This is a genomic window from Methylobacterium sp. AMS5 (assembly GCF_001542815.1).
In the GTDB taxonomy this organism is placed as follows: Bacteria; Pseudomonadota; Alphaproteobacteria; order Rhizobiales; family Beijerinckiaceae; genus Methylobacterium.
Window position 1 is genome coordinate 3409638 of the sequence record NZ_CP006992.1, and the last position, 15502, is coordinate 3425139.

Annotated in this window: 17 protein-coding genes; 4 read left to right on the forward strand and 13 right to left on the reverse strand. The window is 68.2% G+C overall.

The features are described from left to right. Positions 1-423: 423 nt before the first annotated feature. Entirely contained in the window at positions 424-750 is a 327-nt protein-coding gene (locus Y590_RS15340) for a hypothetical protein (protein ID WP_060770614.1), read from the forward strand. Positions 751-991: 241 nt separating this feature from the next. On the opposite strand, the gene Y590_RS15345 is transcribed toward Y590_RS15340, so the two are convergent. Beyond that, a complete protein-coding gene (locus Y590_RS15345) occupies positions 992-1936 on the reverse strand; it encodes an alginate O-acetyltransferase AlgX-related protein (protein WP_060770615.1) in 945 nt (314 codons plus the stop codon). Between the two features lie 137 nt (positions 1937-2073). Here Y590_RS15345 and Y590_RS15350 point away from each other — a divergent pair, with 137 nt between their 5' ends. The 3 genes from Y590_RS15350 to Y590_RS15360 are packed head-to-tail and all read left to right on the forward strand — an operon-like array spanning position 2074 to position 4755. Further along, the gene (locus tag Y590_RS15350; protein ID WP_060770616.1) at positions 2074-2592 is read left to right on the forward strand and encodes a 2'-5' RNA ligase family protein; all 519 of its coding nucleotides are present in this window, start codon (positions 2074-2076) and stop codon (positions 2590-2592) included. Next, on the forward strand, positions 2589-3392 hold the full coding sequence (locus tag Y590_RS15355; protein ID WP_060770617.1) for a phosphatase PAP2 family protein: 804 nt from the start codon (positions 2589-2591) through the stop codon (positions 3390-3392). Before Y590_RS15350 ends, Y590_RS15355 begins: the two co-directional genes overlap by 4 nt. 55 nt (positions 3393-3447) lie before the next feature. Then, positions 3448-4755 (forward strand): Gfo/Idh/MocA family protein, encoded by a 1308-nt coding sequence (locus Y590_RS15360; protein WP_060770618.1) that lies wholly within the window; start codon positions 3448-3450, stop codon positions 4753-4755. 169 nt (positions 4756-4924) lie between these two features. On the opposite strand, the gene Y590_RS27045 is transcribed toward Y590_RS15360, so the two are convergent. The 12 genes from Y590_RS27045 to coxB all read right to left on the reverse strand — a co-directional run bounded on the left by Y590_RS27045 (position 4925) and on the right by coxB (position 15405). Beyond that, positions 4925-5071, reverse strand: coding sequence for a hypothetical protein (locus Y590_RS27045; RefSeq protein WP_193763150.1), 147 nt, complete (start codon positions 5069-5071; stop codon positions 4925-4927). 82 nt (positions 5072-5153) lie between these two features. Further along, the gene (locus tag Y590_RS15365; RefSeq protein ID WP_060770619.1) at positions 5154-6449 is read right to left on the reverse strand and encodes a M16 family metallopeptidase; all 1296 of its coding nucleotides are present in this window, start codon (positions 6447-6449) and stop codon (positions 5154-5156) included. 221 nt (positions 6450-6670) lie between these two features. After that, positions 6671-8083 (reverse strand): threonine synthase, encoded by a 1413-nt coding sequence (gene thrC, locus Y590_RS15370; RefSeq protein ID WP_060770620.1) that lies wholly within the window; start codon positions 8081-8083, stop codon positions 6671-6673. Between the two features lie 85 nt (positions 8084-8168). Then, complete coding sequence (locus Y590_RS15375; protein WP_060770621.1) at positions 8169-8582, reverse strand: DUF4864 domain-containing protein; 414 nt, start codon at positions 8580-8582, stop codon at positions 8169-8171. Positions 8583-8674: 92 nt separating this feature from the next. Then, entirely contained in the window at positions 8675-9445 is a 771-nt protein-coding gene (locus Y590_RS15380) for an SURF1 family protein (protein WP_060770622.1), read from the reverse strand. Further along, on the reverse strand, positions 9445-9819 hold the full coding sequence (locus tag Y590_RS15385; protein ID WP_060770623.1) for a DUF983 domain-containing protein: 375 nt from the start codon (positions 9817-9819) through the stop codon (positions 9445-9447). Before Y590_RS15385 ends, Y590_RS15380 begins: the two co-directional genes overlap by 1 nt. 125 nt (positions 9820-9944) lie before the next feature. Next, positions 9945-10802, reverse strand: coding sequence for a cytochrome c oxidase subunit 3 (locus Y590_RS15390; RefSeq protein WP_004446930.1), 858 nt, complete (start codon positions 10800-10802; stop codon positions 9945-9947). Between the two features lie 145 nt (positions 10803-10947). Then, positions 10948-11556: a cytochrome c oxidase assembly protein gene (locus Y590_RS15395; protein WP_060770624.1), complete on the reverse strand. Its 609-nt coding sequence runs from the start codon at positions 11554-11556 to the stop codon at positions 10948-10950. Positions 11557-11568: 12 nt separating this feature from the next. Beyond that, on the reverse strand, positions 11569-11733 hold the full coding sequence (locus Y590_RS27050; protein ID WP_056202830.1) for a cytochrome c oxidase system small membrane protein: 165 nt from the start codon (positions 11731-11733) through the stop codon (positions 11569-11571). An 8-nt stretch (positions 11734-11741) separates the two neighbouring features. After that, positions 11742-12695, reverse strand: a complete 954-nt coding sequence (locus Y590_RS15405) for a heme o synthase (protein ID WP_060770625.1) — start codon at positions 12693-12695, stop codon at positions 11742-11744. A gap of 164 nt (positions 12696-12859) precedes the next feature. Then, positions 12860-14488, reverse strand: a complete 1629-nt coding sequence (ctaD, locus tag Y590_RS15410) for a cytochrome c oxidase subunit I (protein WP_060770626.1) — start codon at positions 14486-14488, stop codon at positions 12860-12862. A gap of 77 nt (positions 14489-14565) precedes the next feature. Then, entirely contained in the window at positions 14566-15405 is an 840-nt protein-coding gene (gene coxB, locus Y590_RS15415; RefSeq protein WP_060770627.1) for a cytochrome c oxidase subunit II, read from the reverse strand. Positions 15406-15502 lie beyond the last annotated feature (97 nt).

Genomic DNA, 15502 nt, shown 5'->3' on the forward strand with positions numbered 1-15502 from the left:
CGAGATATGACGGCTCTGAAAACAGGCCGCGTTCCCGACGGGAACGCGGCCTTTCTCGTCTTCGTCTTCCGGCGATTCCCGTAGCCGCCGCCGTCGAAACGGTAAGGCGGAGCGGCACACCATTTCACACGCAAAAGCTGCATGTCCGGCTCGCTGCGCGGGGCTCGATTCCGCGCGCCGCCGCAGATGACCCGCCCACACCCATCACGGCATCAGGCGTAAGCTCGGCAACCCCCCAAAGCTCATCGGCATCTCTCTTGTACGGCTGAGAAATGTTTTTAATCCCAGAAGATTAAATTATATTTCTACGGATTAAAATTTATCACATTATTGTGCTTTAACACACTTTGATTGGCTGATTTGCATGTTAAGTGTGCTCTTGCTTCGAAATTAATCGGCAATTGAACACGAGAGGAGCACATCATGCTGCGCTTTGCATCATACGCATCCGCCCTCCTGCTTGCATTCGCGACCACGGTGACGCCGGTCGCGGCGCAATCGGCCCGGCTTAAGAAGGGAACTTGGACCGCGCTGCCGTCGCAGGTCGTACCGCCAGCCCCCTCCTACATCGCCGATGGCGGCTTCGGCGCGCTCCCGCTCGCGGCGGGCAGCCGGTCGGGCTACTGCGACATCGTCGTGAAGCGGGGCGGCGGCAATCCGACCCAGGACATGACCGGCTCGATCGGCCACGCGAAGAGCTACCAGGCCGGCGGCGGCGGCCCGGCCCGGCAGCGGGTCTGCTCGCGCTAGAGCATCATCCCGAAAGGTGGCCTCCGGCTTTCGGAAAAAGATGATGCGAAAACAGGAGCCTAAAGCATCGTCCTGGATTTGATTTCCAGCACGATGCTCTAAGAGTGCCTCACGAAACGCCCGATCACCGATCGTTCCCGTTCTGGGCACGGCGGCGGCGCGGGAGTTTTGCGAGAGACACCAAGCGCCTGAAGGTTTGGAAAACGGGCGGCGCTCCTCGGTTCGAGGGGCGCCGTTCGCGTCAAACCAGCGGTGCCATCTCCGCCTGACGCGCCGGCTTCTGCATCCCCGGCTTCTCGTAGGCCGCGACGTCGAAATCGTCGCTCGGGATGCGGACGAGGAAGCGCTCGGCCATCTCGAACATCAGGATGTCGGGGCGCACCCGCTCGACGTAACCCCAGTCGATGCTGGACGACCAGACGAAGTGCATCTCGCGGAACGTCTCGGCGAGGAAGCTGGTCAGCATGATCGGCGCGAAATGCGCGTAGGAATCCCCGAACAGCACGAGGGTGCGCGGGTCGGCCTGGGGAGAGGGGTTCCGGTAGATGACGTGGGCGCCGACATGGAGGTCGCCCGCCCGGCCCTCCGCCTCGTAGGATTCGACGAGCGGGCTCGCATAGGCGCGTGACGCGTCGCGATGCACCGCCCAGTTCACCACCGTCTCCCGCGGCCGGTCGGGCAGCTTGTCGCCGAGATCCCACAGCCCGTCATGGGGAAAGCGCGGGCGCTCGGCGATATCGGGCGGAGCCACGGCGCCGCAGGCCCGCAGCAGCGCCCGGCACGCGATCAGGCATCCCTCGTAGGTCCAGTGGGAATCGGTGCGGCGGTAGAGCGGCTCCGCCCCGTCGCGGGCGGCGCGCAGGGGGGCGACGAGATCGACGAAGCCGCTCATCCGGTCGAGACGCCGGGCGAGCCGCCGGGCCGGCGACAGGCGCGCGTCGTAATCGAGGCCGAGGGTGCGGTCGTCGTAGACCGAGAGCTTTTCCGGCACGATGGTGTGGACGTAGCGGATGCCGAGCGCTTGCGCCCGCGCGGAGCGGGCCTCGATCAGCCGCGCCCAGCGGCGCAGGTGCCACCAGCCCGCGAGCGAGCGCCGGTATTGCAGGAGCACCCCGTTGGTGCCCCCGATCAGGAACAGCCACCCGTCGCGTCCCCGGTGGATGATCTCTCTGTTCCTGCGGGCCATGCCAGCTTCCTAGACGCAGCTCGACCGGCTGAACAGCGCAGCCACACCACAGCCCGCCCGCTGGATACGCAGCCCCACCGCGCCATCTTGCTCGGACCCGCGCCGGGCGCCCCGGCCTCGCCCGAGAGTTCAAAGCGTTGCCCGAGCCCGCCCCGCTGATCCTGACCCTGCAGATGGACGAGCCGGCCTTCGCCACCTTCGACGGTTTGCGGCGGCGGCATTTTCCCGAGGCGCTGAACCACATCCCCGCCCACGCGACGCTGTTCCACCACCTACCGGGCGAGGATCCGGCGGGCGTGACCGAGACGGTGACGGCGCTCGCCCGCGCGCAGGCCGCACCGGAGGTCGCGGTGACGGGCGTGCGCTTCACCGGGCGCGGCGTCGCCTACGTGCTGGAATCGGACGCGTTGACCGCCTTCCGCCAGCGGGTCGCGGCGGCGTTCCGCGATCGTCTCACGGCGCAGGATCGGCAGGGCTGGCGCCCGCACGTCACCGTGCAGAACAAGGTCGCCCCCGACACCGCCCGCGCGCTGCATGCCGCGCTGGCCCAGGACTTCGAGCCTTCGCACTTCCGCGCACCGGGCGTGCTGCTATGGCGTTATCTCGGCGGCCCGTGGGAGCGGGTCGCGGCTATCGCATTCGGGGATGCGGCATGAGACTACCCGGTATCGCGCGCACCGGCGGTGGCGCCCTCTGGCGCGGATCGTCCGCCGTATGGCTGCGGCTGCACCTCAACGAGGTCGGGCCACTGGTGTCGCTGCTTCTCGTCAGCACCCTCGGCTATGGCTTCTTCGCGCTCGCCCGCGAGGTCGGCGAAGGATCGACCGCCGCGCTCGACCGCAAGATCCTGCTCGGGTTGCGCAACCCCGCCGACCTCTCCGACCCGCTCGGACCGGCTTGGCTGGAGGAGGCGATGCGCGACATCACCGGATGGGGCAGCGTCGTCACCATCGTCTTCCTCACGGCGGCGGCGGTGATCTACCTCGCGCTCTCCGGCCGGCGGCGCGTCGCGGTGTTCGTGCTGGCCGCCGTCGGCGGCGGCGAGGCGGTCTCGACGGTGCTCAAGCTGTTCTACCACCGCCCCCGGCCCGACCTCGTGCCGCACGGCATGGAGGTGTTCACGGCGAGCTTTCCGTCGGGCCACGCGATGATGTCGGCGATCGCCTACCTGACGCTGGCGACATTGCTCGCCCGTGTCGAGCGGCGGCGCAGCGTCAAGGCGCTGATGCTGGCGCTCGGCGTCGGGATGACGGTGCTGGTCGGCGTCAGCCGAGTCTATCTCGGCGTGCATTGGCCGAGCGACGTGCTGGCGGGCTGGTGCGTCGGCGCCGCCTGGGCGGCCCTGTGCTGGTTCGTCGCGCTCCAGCTCCAGCGGCGGGGCGAGGTGGAGGATCCCGATCCGACACCGGCCTCGACCGGCCCTGGCCAGCTCAAAGGAACCTCCACGCCGGGCTGACGCGTTCTGGCCTCGTGCTCGCGAGGCACGTGATCAGCAAGGCCGGTATCCTGTCATGAGCGACGACCTCCAACTGTCCCGGCGCCTCCTTCTCGCGGGCGGCGCCGGCCTGACCGGCGCGGCCCTCGGCCTCGGCGGGGGGGCGCAGGCTGCCTCAGGTGCACCGGCTCCGTCGGTGCCGGCCGATACCGGTGCGGTTCAGGGCGGCCGGATCGTCTTCCCGAACTGGCGCGATTCCGGCGACGCGCCGCCCCCGCCGCCGCCCGCGCCGATGCCTCCGTCCGAGCGGGTCGGCTTCGCCATCGTCGGACTCGGGCGCCTGAGTCTCGAGGAAATCCTTCCGGCCTTCGGCGAGGCGAAGAAAGCGAAGGTCGTCGCGCTGATGTCGGGCTCGCCCGAGAAAGCCGGGCTCACGGCGGCGCAGTACGGCATCCCCGCCGACGCGATCTACGGTTACGACCAGTGGGACCGGCTCGAAGCGAACCCCGCGGTCAAGGCGGTCTACATCGTCACGCCGAACGGCCTGCACCGGGACAACGTTCTGGCCGCGGCGAGCGCCGGCAAGCACGTGCTGTGCGAGAAGCCGATGGCGAGCACGTCGGCCGAGGCGCAGGAGATGATCGAGGCCTGCAACAAGGCCGGCGTCAAGCTGATGGTCGCCTATCGCTGCCAGTACGAGCCGTTCAACCGCGAGGTCGTGCGGCTCGCCCGCTCGGGCGAGTTCGGGCGCGTGAAGATGGTCGAGGCCTTCAACGGCCAGACCACGGCGCTGCCCGAGCAGTGGCGCCTGCGCAAGGCGCTGGCGGGCGGCGGGGCGCTGCCCGATATTGGGCTCTACTGCCTCAACGGGGTGCGGACGCTGCTGGGCGAGGAGCCGGTCTCGATCCAGGCGCAGATCGTCACGCCCGAGAACGATCCACGCTTCAAGGAGGTGGAGGAAAGCGTTGCCTTCACGCTTCGCTTCCCCTCCGGCGTGATCGCGCAATGCGGCACGAGCTACGGGGTCCACGAGAGCCGGTCGCTCCGGGTCCACACGACGGGCGGCTCGCTCGATCTGGCCAACGCCTTCGCCTATCGCGGCCAGCGCCTCACCATCGCCCACCGCGAGGGCAGCCACGTCCAGCGCGACGAGCCGGTTCTGACACCCAAGAACCAGTTCGCGCTCGAACTCGACCACATGGCCGAGTGCATCCTCACCGACCGCCGCCCCCGCACACCCGGCGAGGAGGGACTGCAGGACATGATCCTGATGGAGGCGATCTACGCCGCCGCCCGCTCCGGCCAGCCCGTCACGGTCGGCCCGCTGGCGGGAACGGGGCAGGGGGCCGATGCGACGCGGGGACCGGCGCTGGAGGAGAAGTGAGTCGGTGTCCGCGTGATCGCCTCGGTGACACGGGCATTCCCGTTCCGCGCTCGACGTCGGGCCTGCCCGCCTTCGGTCCATTTCTGCAGATCCTGGGCAAGCTCAGGATCTGATGGGAGAGGGGGAGCCGCATCGATCTTGAGAGATCTCGACGCCCCCGCGGCAGCGCCTACTCCCCCCAGCGCACGAACAGCGCGATGGCAATGACGGCGAGGACGGCGAGCAGCCACGCCTCGCCCACGGTCAGCGCATAGGCGAGCAGGCCGAAAAAGCCGAGGGCGATGCCGAGCATGGTCGCGATGGCGACGGGGTTCATGGCGGGCGGTTTTTGTCGCTGGAATCGGGGCCCGGCGCCCTTCGCGGCGCCGGATCGACACAACTTCTGAACGCGAGCGGCGTCAGGCCGCCTGAAGGGCCGCGGCGACGCGCGCGAGCGAGGGCAAGCCCTTCACCGGGCCGATCGCGGCCAGTGTCGGGGCGCCGCGCAGCAGCGCACGGCCGGCCGCGCGCACATGCTCGACCTCGACCGCATCGACCTTGGCGATCAGCTCCTGCGGCGGGATCACCCGGCCCCAGGCGAGGAGCTGGCGGGCGTTGCGCTCGATGCGCCCGCCCGGCGTCTCCAGTGCGGTGAGCAGGGAGACCTTGAGCTGCGCCTTGGCCCGGGCGAGTTCGGCCGCGTCGAGCCGCTCCGCGGCCTCGCGGGTGGTGGCGATGGTGACATCGACGAGTTCGGCCAGATCCGCGCCCGAGGTGCCGGCGCCGATGCCGAACAGGCCACAATCGTTGAAGGGCCAGTGGAAGGCCTGGATGTCGTAGGCGAGCCCGCGGGTCTCGCGCACCTCGTGCCAGAGCCGCGAGGTCAGCCCGCCGCCGAGCACCTGAGAGAACAAGTGGAGCGCGTAATAGCCGTCGTCGCGGAAGGAGAGACCGGGCAGGCCGAGGACGAGGTTGGCCTGTTCGAGCCGCTTCTGCATGCGCCGCTCGCCGCCGCCGTAGAGGCCGGGCACGACGGAGGGCGCCGCGACGGGCTTCAAGCCGCCGAAATGGCGCTCGGCCGCCTCGACGATCGCGGCATGCTCGACGGCCCCGGCGGCGGCGAGCACCATGCGCTCGGGCACGTATTCGCGGGCGATATAGGCCTCGATCGCCGCGCGGTCGAAGCTCTGGATCGTCTCCGGGCGGCCCAGGATCGGCCGGCCGATCGGCTGATCGGGAAAGGCCGTCTCGATGAAGGCGTCGTAGACGACGTCGTCGGGCGTATCCTCGACCGCCGCATATTCCTGAAGGATCACGCCCTTCTCGCGGGCGAGTTCGCCGGCGTCGAAGACCGAGCGGGTCAGGATGTCGCCGAGCACGTCGAGGGCCACGGCCGCATCCTCGCCGAGCACCCGCGCGGTGTAGCTCGTGCTCTCGGTGCTGGTCGCGGCGTTGATCTCACCGCCGACATTCTCGATGTCCTCGGCGATCTTCCGGGCCGAGCGCGTCGCCGTGCCCTTGAAGGCCATGTGCTCGATCAGGTGACTGAGCCCATGCTCGTCCGGCCGTTCGTGCCGCGAGCCCGCCCCGACCCAGACGCCGAGCGTGGCCGTGGCAACGCCGGGGATCGTCTCGGTGGCGACGGTCAGGCCGTTATCGAGCCGGCTGACGGTGAGGCCGGGCGAGGCGCCGAAGGTCGAGAAATGCTGGTTCATTCGATCTCAGTGCCTGTTCGGCCCAACTCACCACGGATTTCGGAGGTGGACAAACGGTCGGTCGATCCGGTCTCCCACCCTGATCCTCATCCTGAGGTCCGTAGCGAAGCGGAGCCTCGAAGGATGTTCCAGAGACCGCATAGGATCTGGAGGCCCCTTCGAGGCCGCTTCGCGGCACCTCAGGATGAGGAGGTCGGGTTGGATGTCACGCGTTCGGTCCGTCAGTTGCCCCGGGTGATGCGGGCGTGTTCCGTGATGTAGCGCTCGATCGCGGCCTGATCGTTGGCGAGGTTCGCCACCGTCTCGGGCCGGGTCATCAATTCGGCGAGGTGGGGCGGCAGAACCGGGCGCCCGCCGCCGGTCGCCTGCGAGACCGCATCCGGGAATTTGGCGGGGTGCGCGGTCGCCAGCGCCACGACCGGGGTGGCCGGATCCTTCTCCAGCAGCCGGCGCCCGGCGCGCACGCCGATGGCGCTGTGCGGATCGAGCACGAGGCCGGTCCTGCGGTAGGTGCCCGCGATCTCGTCCACGACGTCGGGCTCGCGCACGGCGGTCGCGTCGAACTCGTCGCGCACGGTTCCCAGCACCTCGGGGCTCAGCGAGAACCCGCCCGACTGCTTCAGACCCGCCATCAGGCGGCCGAGCGCAGAGGCATCGCGGCCCAACGCCTCGAACAGCAGCCGCTCGAAATTCGACGAGATCTGGATGTCCATCGAGGGCGAGGTCGTCGGCTGCACGCCGCGGGGCTCGTAGGCCCCATGCTCCAAGGTGCGGGCCAGGATGTCGTTGGCGTTGGTGCCGATCATCAGCCGCTCGATCGGCAGGCCCATCCGCTTGGCGACCCAGCCGGCGAGGATGTCGCCGAAATTGCCGGTCGGCACCGCGAACGACACCTTTCGATGCGGGGCGCCCAAAGCCACGGCGCTCGTGAAGTAGTAGACGGTCTGCGCGGCGACGCGGGCCCAGTTGATCGAGTTGACGCCCGAGAGCTTCACCTTGTCGGCGAAGTCGCCGTGCTGGAACATCGCCTTCACGATGTTCTGGCAATCGTCGAAATTGCCGTCGATGGCCAGCGCGTGGACGTTCGGCGCGTTGACCGTGGTCATCTGCCGGCGCTGCACCTCAGAGACGCGGCCGTGCGGAAACAGGATGAACACGTCGACCTGATCGAGCCCCTTGAAGGCCTCGACCGCGGCACTGCCCGTATCGCCCGAGGTGGCGCCGACGATGGTGGCGCGGCCGCCCTTCTGGCGCAGCACGTAATCCATCAGCCGCCCGAGAAGCTGCATCGCCACGTCCTTGAACGCGAGCGTCGGCCCGTGAAACAGCTCCATCAGGAACAGGTTGTCGTCGATCTGGGTGAGCGGGCAGATCGCCGGATGGCGGAAGGTGGCGTAGGCCGCCTCGATCATGCCGTCGAGCGCGTCGTCCGGAATCTCGCCGTCGATGAGCGGGCGCAGCACCCGCTTGGCGACCTCGGCGTAGCGCATGCCGGCAAAGCCCGCGATCTCGTCGCGGCTGATCTGCGGCCAGCTCTCGGGCACATAGAGACCGCCGTCGCGGGCGAGGCCGGCGAGCAGCGCATCGGAAAAGCTCAAGGGCGCAGCGGCGCCGCGGGTCGAGACGTGCAGCAAAGATGCCTCCGGGAAGGCGCTCCCTCTACACGATCGATTCGGCCGTGTCGAAGCGGAGCCGGATCGGTTTCTCACATCTGCGGCGTCAAACCTTCTCGCCCGGCGCCTTCTTCAAGTGACAGCCGGTGATGCGCCACTGACCGTCGGCTTGACGCTGGAGCGTGTAGAGCGCGACCCAATCGATGCCGGCCTCGTCCTGAAGGCTCAGGCCCTGGGCCAACTCGTCCTCGCCCGTCGTCTCGGTCGCCTCGAAGCGGTAGCTGCGCGGGCGCAGGACCGGGGCGTAGCCCTTCGCGACCATGGCGATGAAGATTTCGGCCGAGGGAAACAGGTTGCGGACCTGCGGCGCGGCCTCGGCATAGGCCGCCGCGGCGTCGCTTCGGCGGAAGGCCTCGATCTGCCGCTCGATGGTGGCACGGGCGGCATCGCGGGCCGCGTCGTCGGCCCGGACCGGGGCCGATGCCAGGAAAACCAACAGAAAGACGGCGACGGCACGCATCGGGAGCCCTCCGCATCTCTGATCGCGAGGCTTGCCGCGAGGGTCGTCCCCCGCGCAGGCTTACGATCGAGGCAACACGCGGGCCAACGCCGTCAACCGGCCTTCGGGTCCGCCGGATCGTACAGCCGTCTCCACGCGAAAACGGAAAAGACGCCGATCAGGCAGGCGGCGATGCCGAACCACGTGAAGGCGTATTGCAGGTGGTTGTTCGGCAGATCGACGCGGAGCTGGCCGCCGCGGGGCCAGCCGCCGGGATTCGGCGTCGCATCCGCCTCGATCAGGTAGGGGGCGACGTTCGTGAGCCCGCGGGCGGCGCTCATGCCGGAAATGTCGCGGGTGAACCACGCCTCACGCTTCGGATCGGATTCCGGCACGAACAGCGTGCGGGTCTCGCTCGCGCGCAGCATGCCGGTCACGCTCGCCGCGCCCGCGACCTGACCGGCCGCGCGGTCCTCGGGGCGCTTCAGCTCGGTCGGCACGAAGCCGCGGTTGACCAGGATGGTCGTCCCGTCGTCGCGCTTGAGCGGCGTGATGACGTAGAAGCCCTGGAGCGCCCGGCCGGGCTCGCCCGGTGCCAGCCCGTGCACCAGGGTCTCCTTGTCGTGCAGGAAGGTGCCGCGCGCTTGCACCCGGCTGAACTCGTCGGCCTTCGCGTCCCATTCCTGGAAGGGGGGAGGGGCGGCCGGCGGCTCGGCATGCGAGCGCTCGACGATGCGGGCGATCAGCGCCTCCTTCTCGCTCTTGCGGGCCAACTGCCACGTGCCGAGGCCGAGCAGGATCGCGAGGCAGATCAGGGCCGCGAGGCCCGGCGCCCACAGGCTGCGTAGGCGGGCGCTTCGCTCGGTCGAGGACAGGGCGGCCACTAGCGGAAGCGCCCCTGCGCGGCCTTGTTGGCGAACTGGATTGCCGCGAGCAGCCCCTTCAGCGGACGCACCAGAGCCAAGCTCAGGCCGATGGCAAGGCTGCCTGCGACCAGGGCATGGACCCAGACCGGCGGCTCATAGGTGATCTCCATCCACAGAGCCATGCCGACGACGACGAAGCCGGTGATCGACATCACGAAGAAGGCCGGTCCGTCCGCCGAATCGAACGCGGAGAAATCCTGGCCGCAGACCTCGCAGGCCGGTTTGACGGCGAGGAAGCCCTTGAACAGGTGGCCCTCGCCGCAGGCGGGGCAGCGCCCGCGCAGGCCCGTCGCGATCGGGGAGGGGGGCGGATTCGTAGCGGTTCGGCTCAAGGGATGCTCCTCGCTGTCCGCCGGTATGGTGCAACGGACGGCACGCCGCACGTGAAAAGGGCGGCTCGCGCCGCCCTTCAGGGTTGCCGCCCCAGCAGGGCGGCGGATGCTGTCGACTCGACCGGCTAGTGGGCCGCGCCGCCGGCGCCCGCGCCCCAGACGTAGATGGCGGCGAACAGGAACAGCCACACCACGTCGACGAAGTGCCAGTACCAAGCGGCGAACTCGAAGCCGAGATGCTGCTTCGGGGTGAAGTCACCCTGGTAGGTGCGCAGCAGGCAGACGGCGAGGAAGATCGTGCCGATGATGACGTGGGCGCCGTGGAAGCCCGTCGCCATGAAGAAGGTCGCCGAGTAGATCGAGCCCGAGAAGCCGAAATGGGCGTGGGCATACTCGTAGGCCTGGCAGGCGGTGAACAGCACACCGAGGATGATGGTCAGCCACAGGCCGTACTTGAGGCCCTTGCGGTCGCCGTGCAGAAGGGCGTGGTGGGCCCAGGTCACGGTGGTGCCCGAGGTGAGCAGGATCAGGGTGTTGAGGAGCGGCAGGTGCCAGGGGTCGAAGGCTTCGATGCCCTTCGGCGGCCACATGCCGCCGGTGAACTCGACGCGCTGCGGCTGGATCGGGTCGGCCGTGTAGAGCGCGGCCTCGAAATAGGCCCAGAACCACGCCACGAAGAACATCACCTCGGAGGCGATGAACATGATCATGCCGTAGCGGTGATGGAGCTGGACGACGCGGGTGTGGTCGCCGGAATTCGCCTCGTGGGTGACGTCGCGCCACCAGGACAGCATCGTGTAGAGCACGCCGAGCGTGCCGGCGCCGAACACGTAGGGGCCGATGGCGAGGCCGCCCGCGGAGAGACCCTTCATCCAGAAGACGGCGCCGAACGCCATCAGGAACCCGGAGAACGCGCCCAGCAGCGGCCACGGGCTCGGGTTGATGATGTGGTAATCGTGGTTCTTGGCGTGCGCCCCGGCCATCGCAATGGTTCTCCCTCAGCCCTTGCCCGTCACCGCCTGACGGCCGGGCCCTGTTGCCTTGGAGGTCCGGCGGGACCGGACCTCGGTTGAAAACCCTCTACTGCGGCGGTCGCGCCATTGTCACGCTTGGCCCGCCGCTTCGCCCTCAAAAGTTGCGCGTCGCGGCGGGTTTGGCCGCCTCGGCCACCGGCGCACCGTTCTTCGAAGGGTAGTAGGTGTAGGACAGCGTCATCTCCGAGAGATCGCCGATGTCCGGATCCTTGCGCAGGGCCGGATCCACGTAGAACACCAGCGGGAATTCCGCCGACTCGCCCGGCTGCAACGTGTGCTCGTCGAAGCAGAAGCACTGCACCTTGACGAAGTAGCTGCCCATCAGATCCGGCTGTACGTTGAACACGGCGATGCCGGCCGCAGGTGCCGAGCCGGTATTCGTCACCTTGAAGAACACGGTCGCGGTCTGGCCGGGCACGGCCTCGACCCGCGACTGCTCCGGCCGGAAGTGCCAGGACAGGTTCTTCGAGACGTTGGTGTCGAAGCGGACCGAGACCGGAGCCAGAGCCTCGCCCGTCGGAGCGGTGGGCGCGGCGCCGACGAGCGGGGTGCCGTTGAAGCCGGTCGCCTTGCAGAACATGGAGTAGAGCGGCGCCGAGACGGCCGCGAGACCGCCCATGCCGAGCACCACGCCCGCACAGGCGAGCACGGTCCAGCGCGTGCCGCGCCCCGCCTGTTTCTGCCTCTCGCCCAAATTCGTCATCGGGTCACGCCTTCAGAGCGGCCGTTGCAGGATCTGCGGTCCGAGCTTGGCGATCGTCAGCACGAAGAACAGCAGCACCAGGGCGCCGAGCGTCAGGGCGATGGCGACCGAGCGCTTGCGGCGGGTCTTGGCCTCCTCCGGTGTCAGCGGACGAATCCCTTCGGGGAGATCGGACATGGCGGGCCTCAAGCTGCGACCGCGCGGAACAATCCGAGTCCCTGCTCGGCGAGCAGCGCCGAGAAGAGCAGGAACAGGTAGAGGATCGAGAAGGCGAACAGGCCCATCGCCGCCTTGCGCTCGGGCTCGCCCTCACGCAGCCGGTAGACCTGCACCGCGCCCGCCAGCATGCCGAGCCCGCCGAGCACGCCGACGACGGCGTAGAGCCAGCCGCCGAAGCCGAGCCAGACCGGCACGAGGGCCAGCGGCGCGAGGACCAGCGAGTACCAGATGATCTGGCGGCGGGTGGAATCCGGGCCGGCGACGTTCGGCATCATCGGGATGCCGGCGCGGGCGTATTCACCGCTCTTCACGAGCGCCAGCGCCCAGAAATGCGGCGGCGTCCAGATGAAGATGATCGCGAACAGGACCAGCGACTCGATGCCGACATGGCCGGTCACCGCCGCCTGGCCCACCACCGGGGGGAGGGCGCCGGCCGCGCCGCCGATGACGATGTTCTGCGCGGTCGCCCGCTTCAGCCACATCGAGTAGATCACGGCGTAGAACACGATGGTGAAGGCGAGCAGCCCGGCTGCGAGCCAGTTCGAGGCCAGCCCGAGGATCAGCACCGAGCCGACCGACAGGACGATACCGAAGGCCAGCGCCTCGTCGGGGCGGATGCGCCCGTCCGGAATCGGACGCTTGGCGGTGCGGGTCATCAGCGCGTCGATGTCGGCGTCCCACCACATGTTGAGGCAGCCCGAGGCGCCGGCGCCGACGGCGATCATCAGGAGCGAGATCGCCGCGATCACCGGGTTCACGGTGGCGTCCGAGACCACCATGCCGACGAGGGCGGTGAAGATGACGAGCACCATCACCCGCGGCTTCAGCAGGGAGAAGAAGTCGGAGACTTCGCCCCCCGCGGCGGGGGAGAACGACGTGGTGCCGGTGTCGGCACTCAGGCTGTTCGACAGGCTCGTCATGGAAACCGTGCTCTGACGCTTGTTCTGATGTTTTTTGAGGTTTTCGGATCGCGCCGTTGGCGGCGCCGCCCTTTGCGGGAGGCCTTACCGCACCGCGGGGGGCCTCCGGGAAAGAGCGAGGACCGCCGGGGCGGTCCTCGCGATCTTCGGTTTTCGTTCCGCCCTTAGTGGGCCGGCTCGTCGACGATCTTGGGGAGCGTCTCGAACTGGTGGAAGGGCGGGGGCGAGGAGAGGGTCCATTCCAGGGTGGTGGCACCCTCGCCCCACGGATTGTCCGCGGCGCGGGTCTTGGAGCGGAAGGCCAGCACGATGCCGATCACGAACACGACCATGCTGAGGGCGAAGACGTGACCGCCCAGCGTCGCGACCTTATGCCAGCCGGCGAAGGCCTCCGGATAGTCGGCGTAGCGACGCGGCATGCCGGCCAGACCCAGGAAGTGCATCGGGAAGAACAGGACGTTCGCGCCGATGAAGGCCAGCCAGAAGTGCAGCTTGCCGGCCCATTCCGGGATGACGTGACCGGTCATCTTCGGGAACCAGTAGTAGATGCCGGCGAAGATGATGAACACGGCCCCGAGCGAGAGCACGTAGTGGAAGTGCGCCACGACGTAATAGGTGTCGTGCAGGTACTTATCGACCGAGGAGTTCGCGAGCACGACGCCGGTGACGCCGCCGACCGTGAACAGGAAGATGAAGCCCACCGCCCAGTGCATCGCCGCGGTGAAGCGGATCGAACCGCCCCACATCGTCGCGATCCAGGAGAAGATCTTCACGCCGGTCGGCACCGCGATCACCATGGTCGCGAAGACGAAGTAGGACTGCGTCTGAAGCGACAGGCCGACGGTGTACATGTGGTGGGCCCACACGACGAAGCCGACGACGCCGATGGCGACCATGGCGTAGGCCATGGCGAGATAGCCGAAGACCGGCTTCTTCGAGAAGGTGGCGATGATGTGCGAGACGATGCCGAAGGCCGGCAGGATCATCACGTACACCTCGGGGTGACCGAAGAACCAGAACAGGTGCTGGTAGAGCACCGGATCGCCGCCGCCGGCCGGATCGAAGAAGGTGGTGCCGAAGTTACGGTCGGTGAGCAGCATCGTGATCGCGCCGGCGAGAACCGGGAGCGACAGGAGCAGCAGGAAGGCGGTGACGAGCTCGGCCCAGGCGAAGAGCGGCATCTTGTGCAGCGTCATGCCGGGGGCGCGCATGTTGAGGATGGTGGTGATGAAGTTGATCGCGCCGAGGATCGAGCCCGCACCGGCGAGGTGGAGCGAGAAGATCGCGAAATCGACCGCCGGACCGGGATGGCCGGCCGTGGAGGAGAGCGGTGGGTAGACGGTCCAACCGGTGCCCGCGCCGCTGGCGCCGGGCGAACCCTCGACGAACAGCGAGCAGAGGAGGCAGGCGAAGCCCGACACCGTCAGCCAGAACGAGACGTTGTTCATCCGCGGGAAGGCCATGTCCGGCGCGCCGATCATCAGCGGGACGAACCAGTTGCCGAAGCCGCCGATGAGGGCGGGCATCACCATGAAGAACACCATGATGAGGCCGTGGCCGGTGACGAACACGTTGTAGGTCGCCGGGTTGGAGAAGTACTGGAGCCCCGGCTCCTCCATCTCCATGCGGATGCCGAAGGACAGGAACGCGCCGATGATGCCCGCCATGAAGGCGAAGATCAGGTAGAGCGTGCCGATGTCCTTGTGGTTCGTCGAGAGGAACCAGCGGGAGAAGAAGGAGGGCTTATGGTCGTGGTGGGCGTCATGCCCGGCATGTGCTGTGGCGGTGGCCATCGATCCTTGCCTTAATCAGATGTCTGTCGCCTCTGGCGAAGGGAGATCCGGCCGGCGCGTGCCGGCCAGGAGAAGCGTCAGCGGGCGTCCGCGAGGCGCGCGCCGTTGTCGATCGCGGCGTACTTGGTCTTCGCCTCGGTCAGCCAGTCGGCGTAGGCCTGCTCGCTGACCACGCGGACTGTGATCGGCATGTAGGCGTGACGGGCGCCGCACAGCTCGGAGCACTGGCCGTGATAGGTGCCCTCGCGGTCGGCCTTGAACCACCACTGGTTCAGGCGTCCGGGGATCGCGTCGATCTTGCCGCCGAAGGAGGGGATCGCCCAGGAGTGGATGACGTCGTCGGAGGTGACCTGCACCTTCACGATCTTGCCGACCGGAATGACCATGTCGTTGTCGGTCGCCAGCAGCTTCGGCTGCTGCTCGTCGTCGAGGTTCGCATCGAAGGTGAAGCCGCCCTTGTCGCCCTCGGCCGGGTAGACGTAGGACCAGTACCACGCGTGGCCGACCACCTTGACCACGATGTCGGCCTTCGGGTCCGAGAGCTGCGTGCGCAGGGTGCGGAACGAGGGGATCGCCACCGCCACGAGGATCAGGACCGGGATGATGGTCCAGGCCACCTCGATCGCCGTGTTGTGCGTGGTGCGGGACGGCGTCGGATTCGTCTTCTCGTTGAATTTGAAGATGCAGTAGAGAATGAGAACGAGAACGAAGACCGAGATCGCGAATGCGATCCAGTGCAGTCCGTGCTCGAAGTTGAGGAGGTCAGCGGCCTCGGCCGTGACCGGTATCTGACGGCTCATCTGCCACGGCTCGGGCTGACCGATACCGGCCGCGAGAGCGGAGGAGGACGAACCGAGGAGAGCGCCGAACGCGGCCAGCCCCCACGATAACCGATGTTGCGCCTGCGTCGTCCGCATGTCCCCGCTTGGCTCCCCTGGTGCCTGTGGTTTGTTTGCCCTTGAATTTGCCGACCCGCGTCGCAAATCCGAGAACGGCCCGATCGTGTCGCGGGCC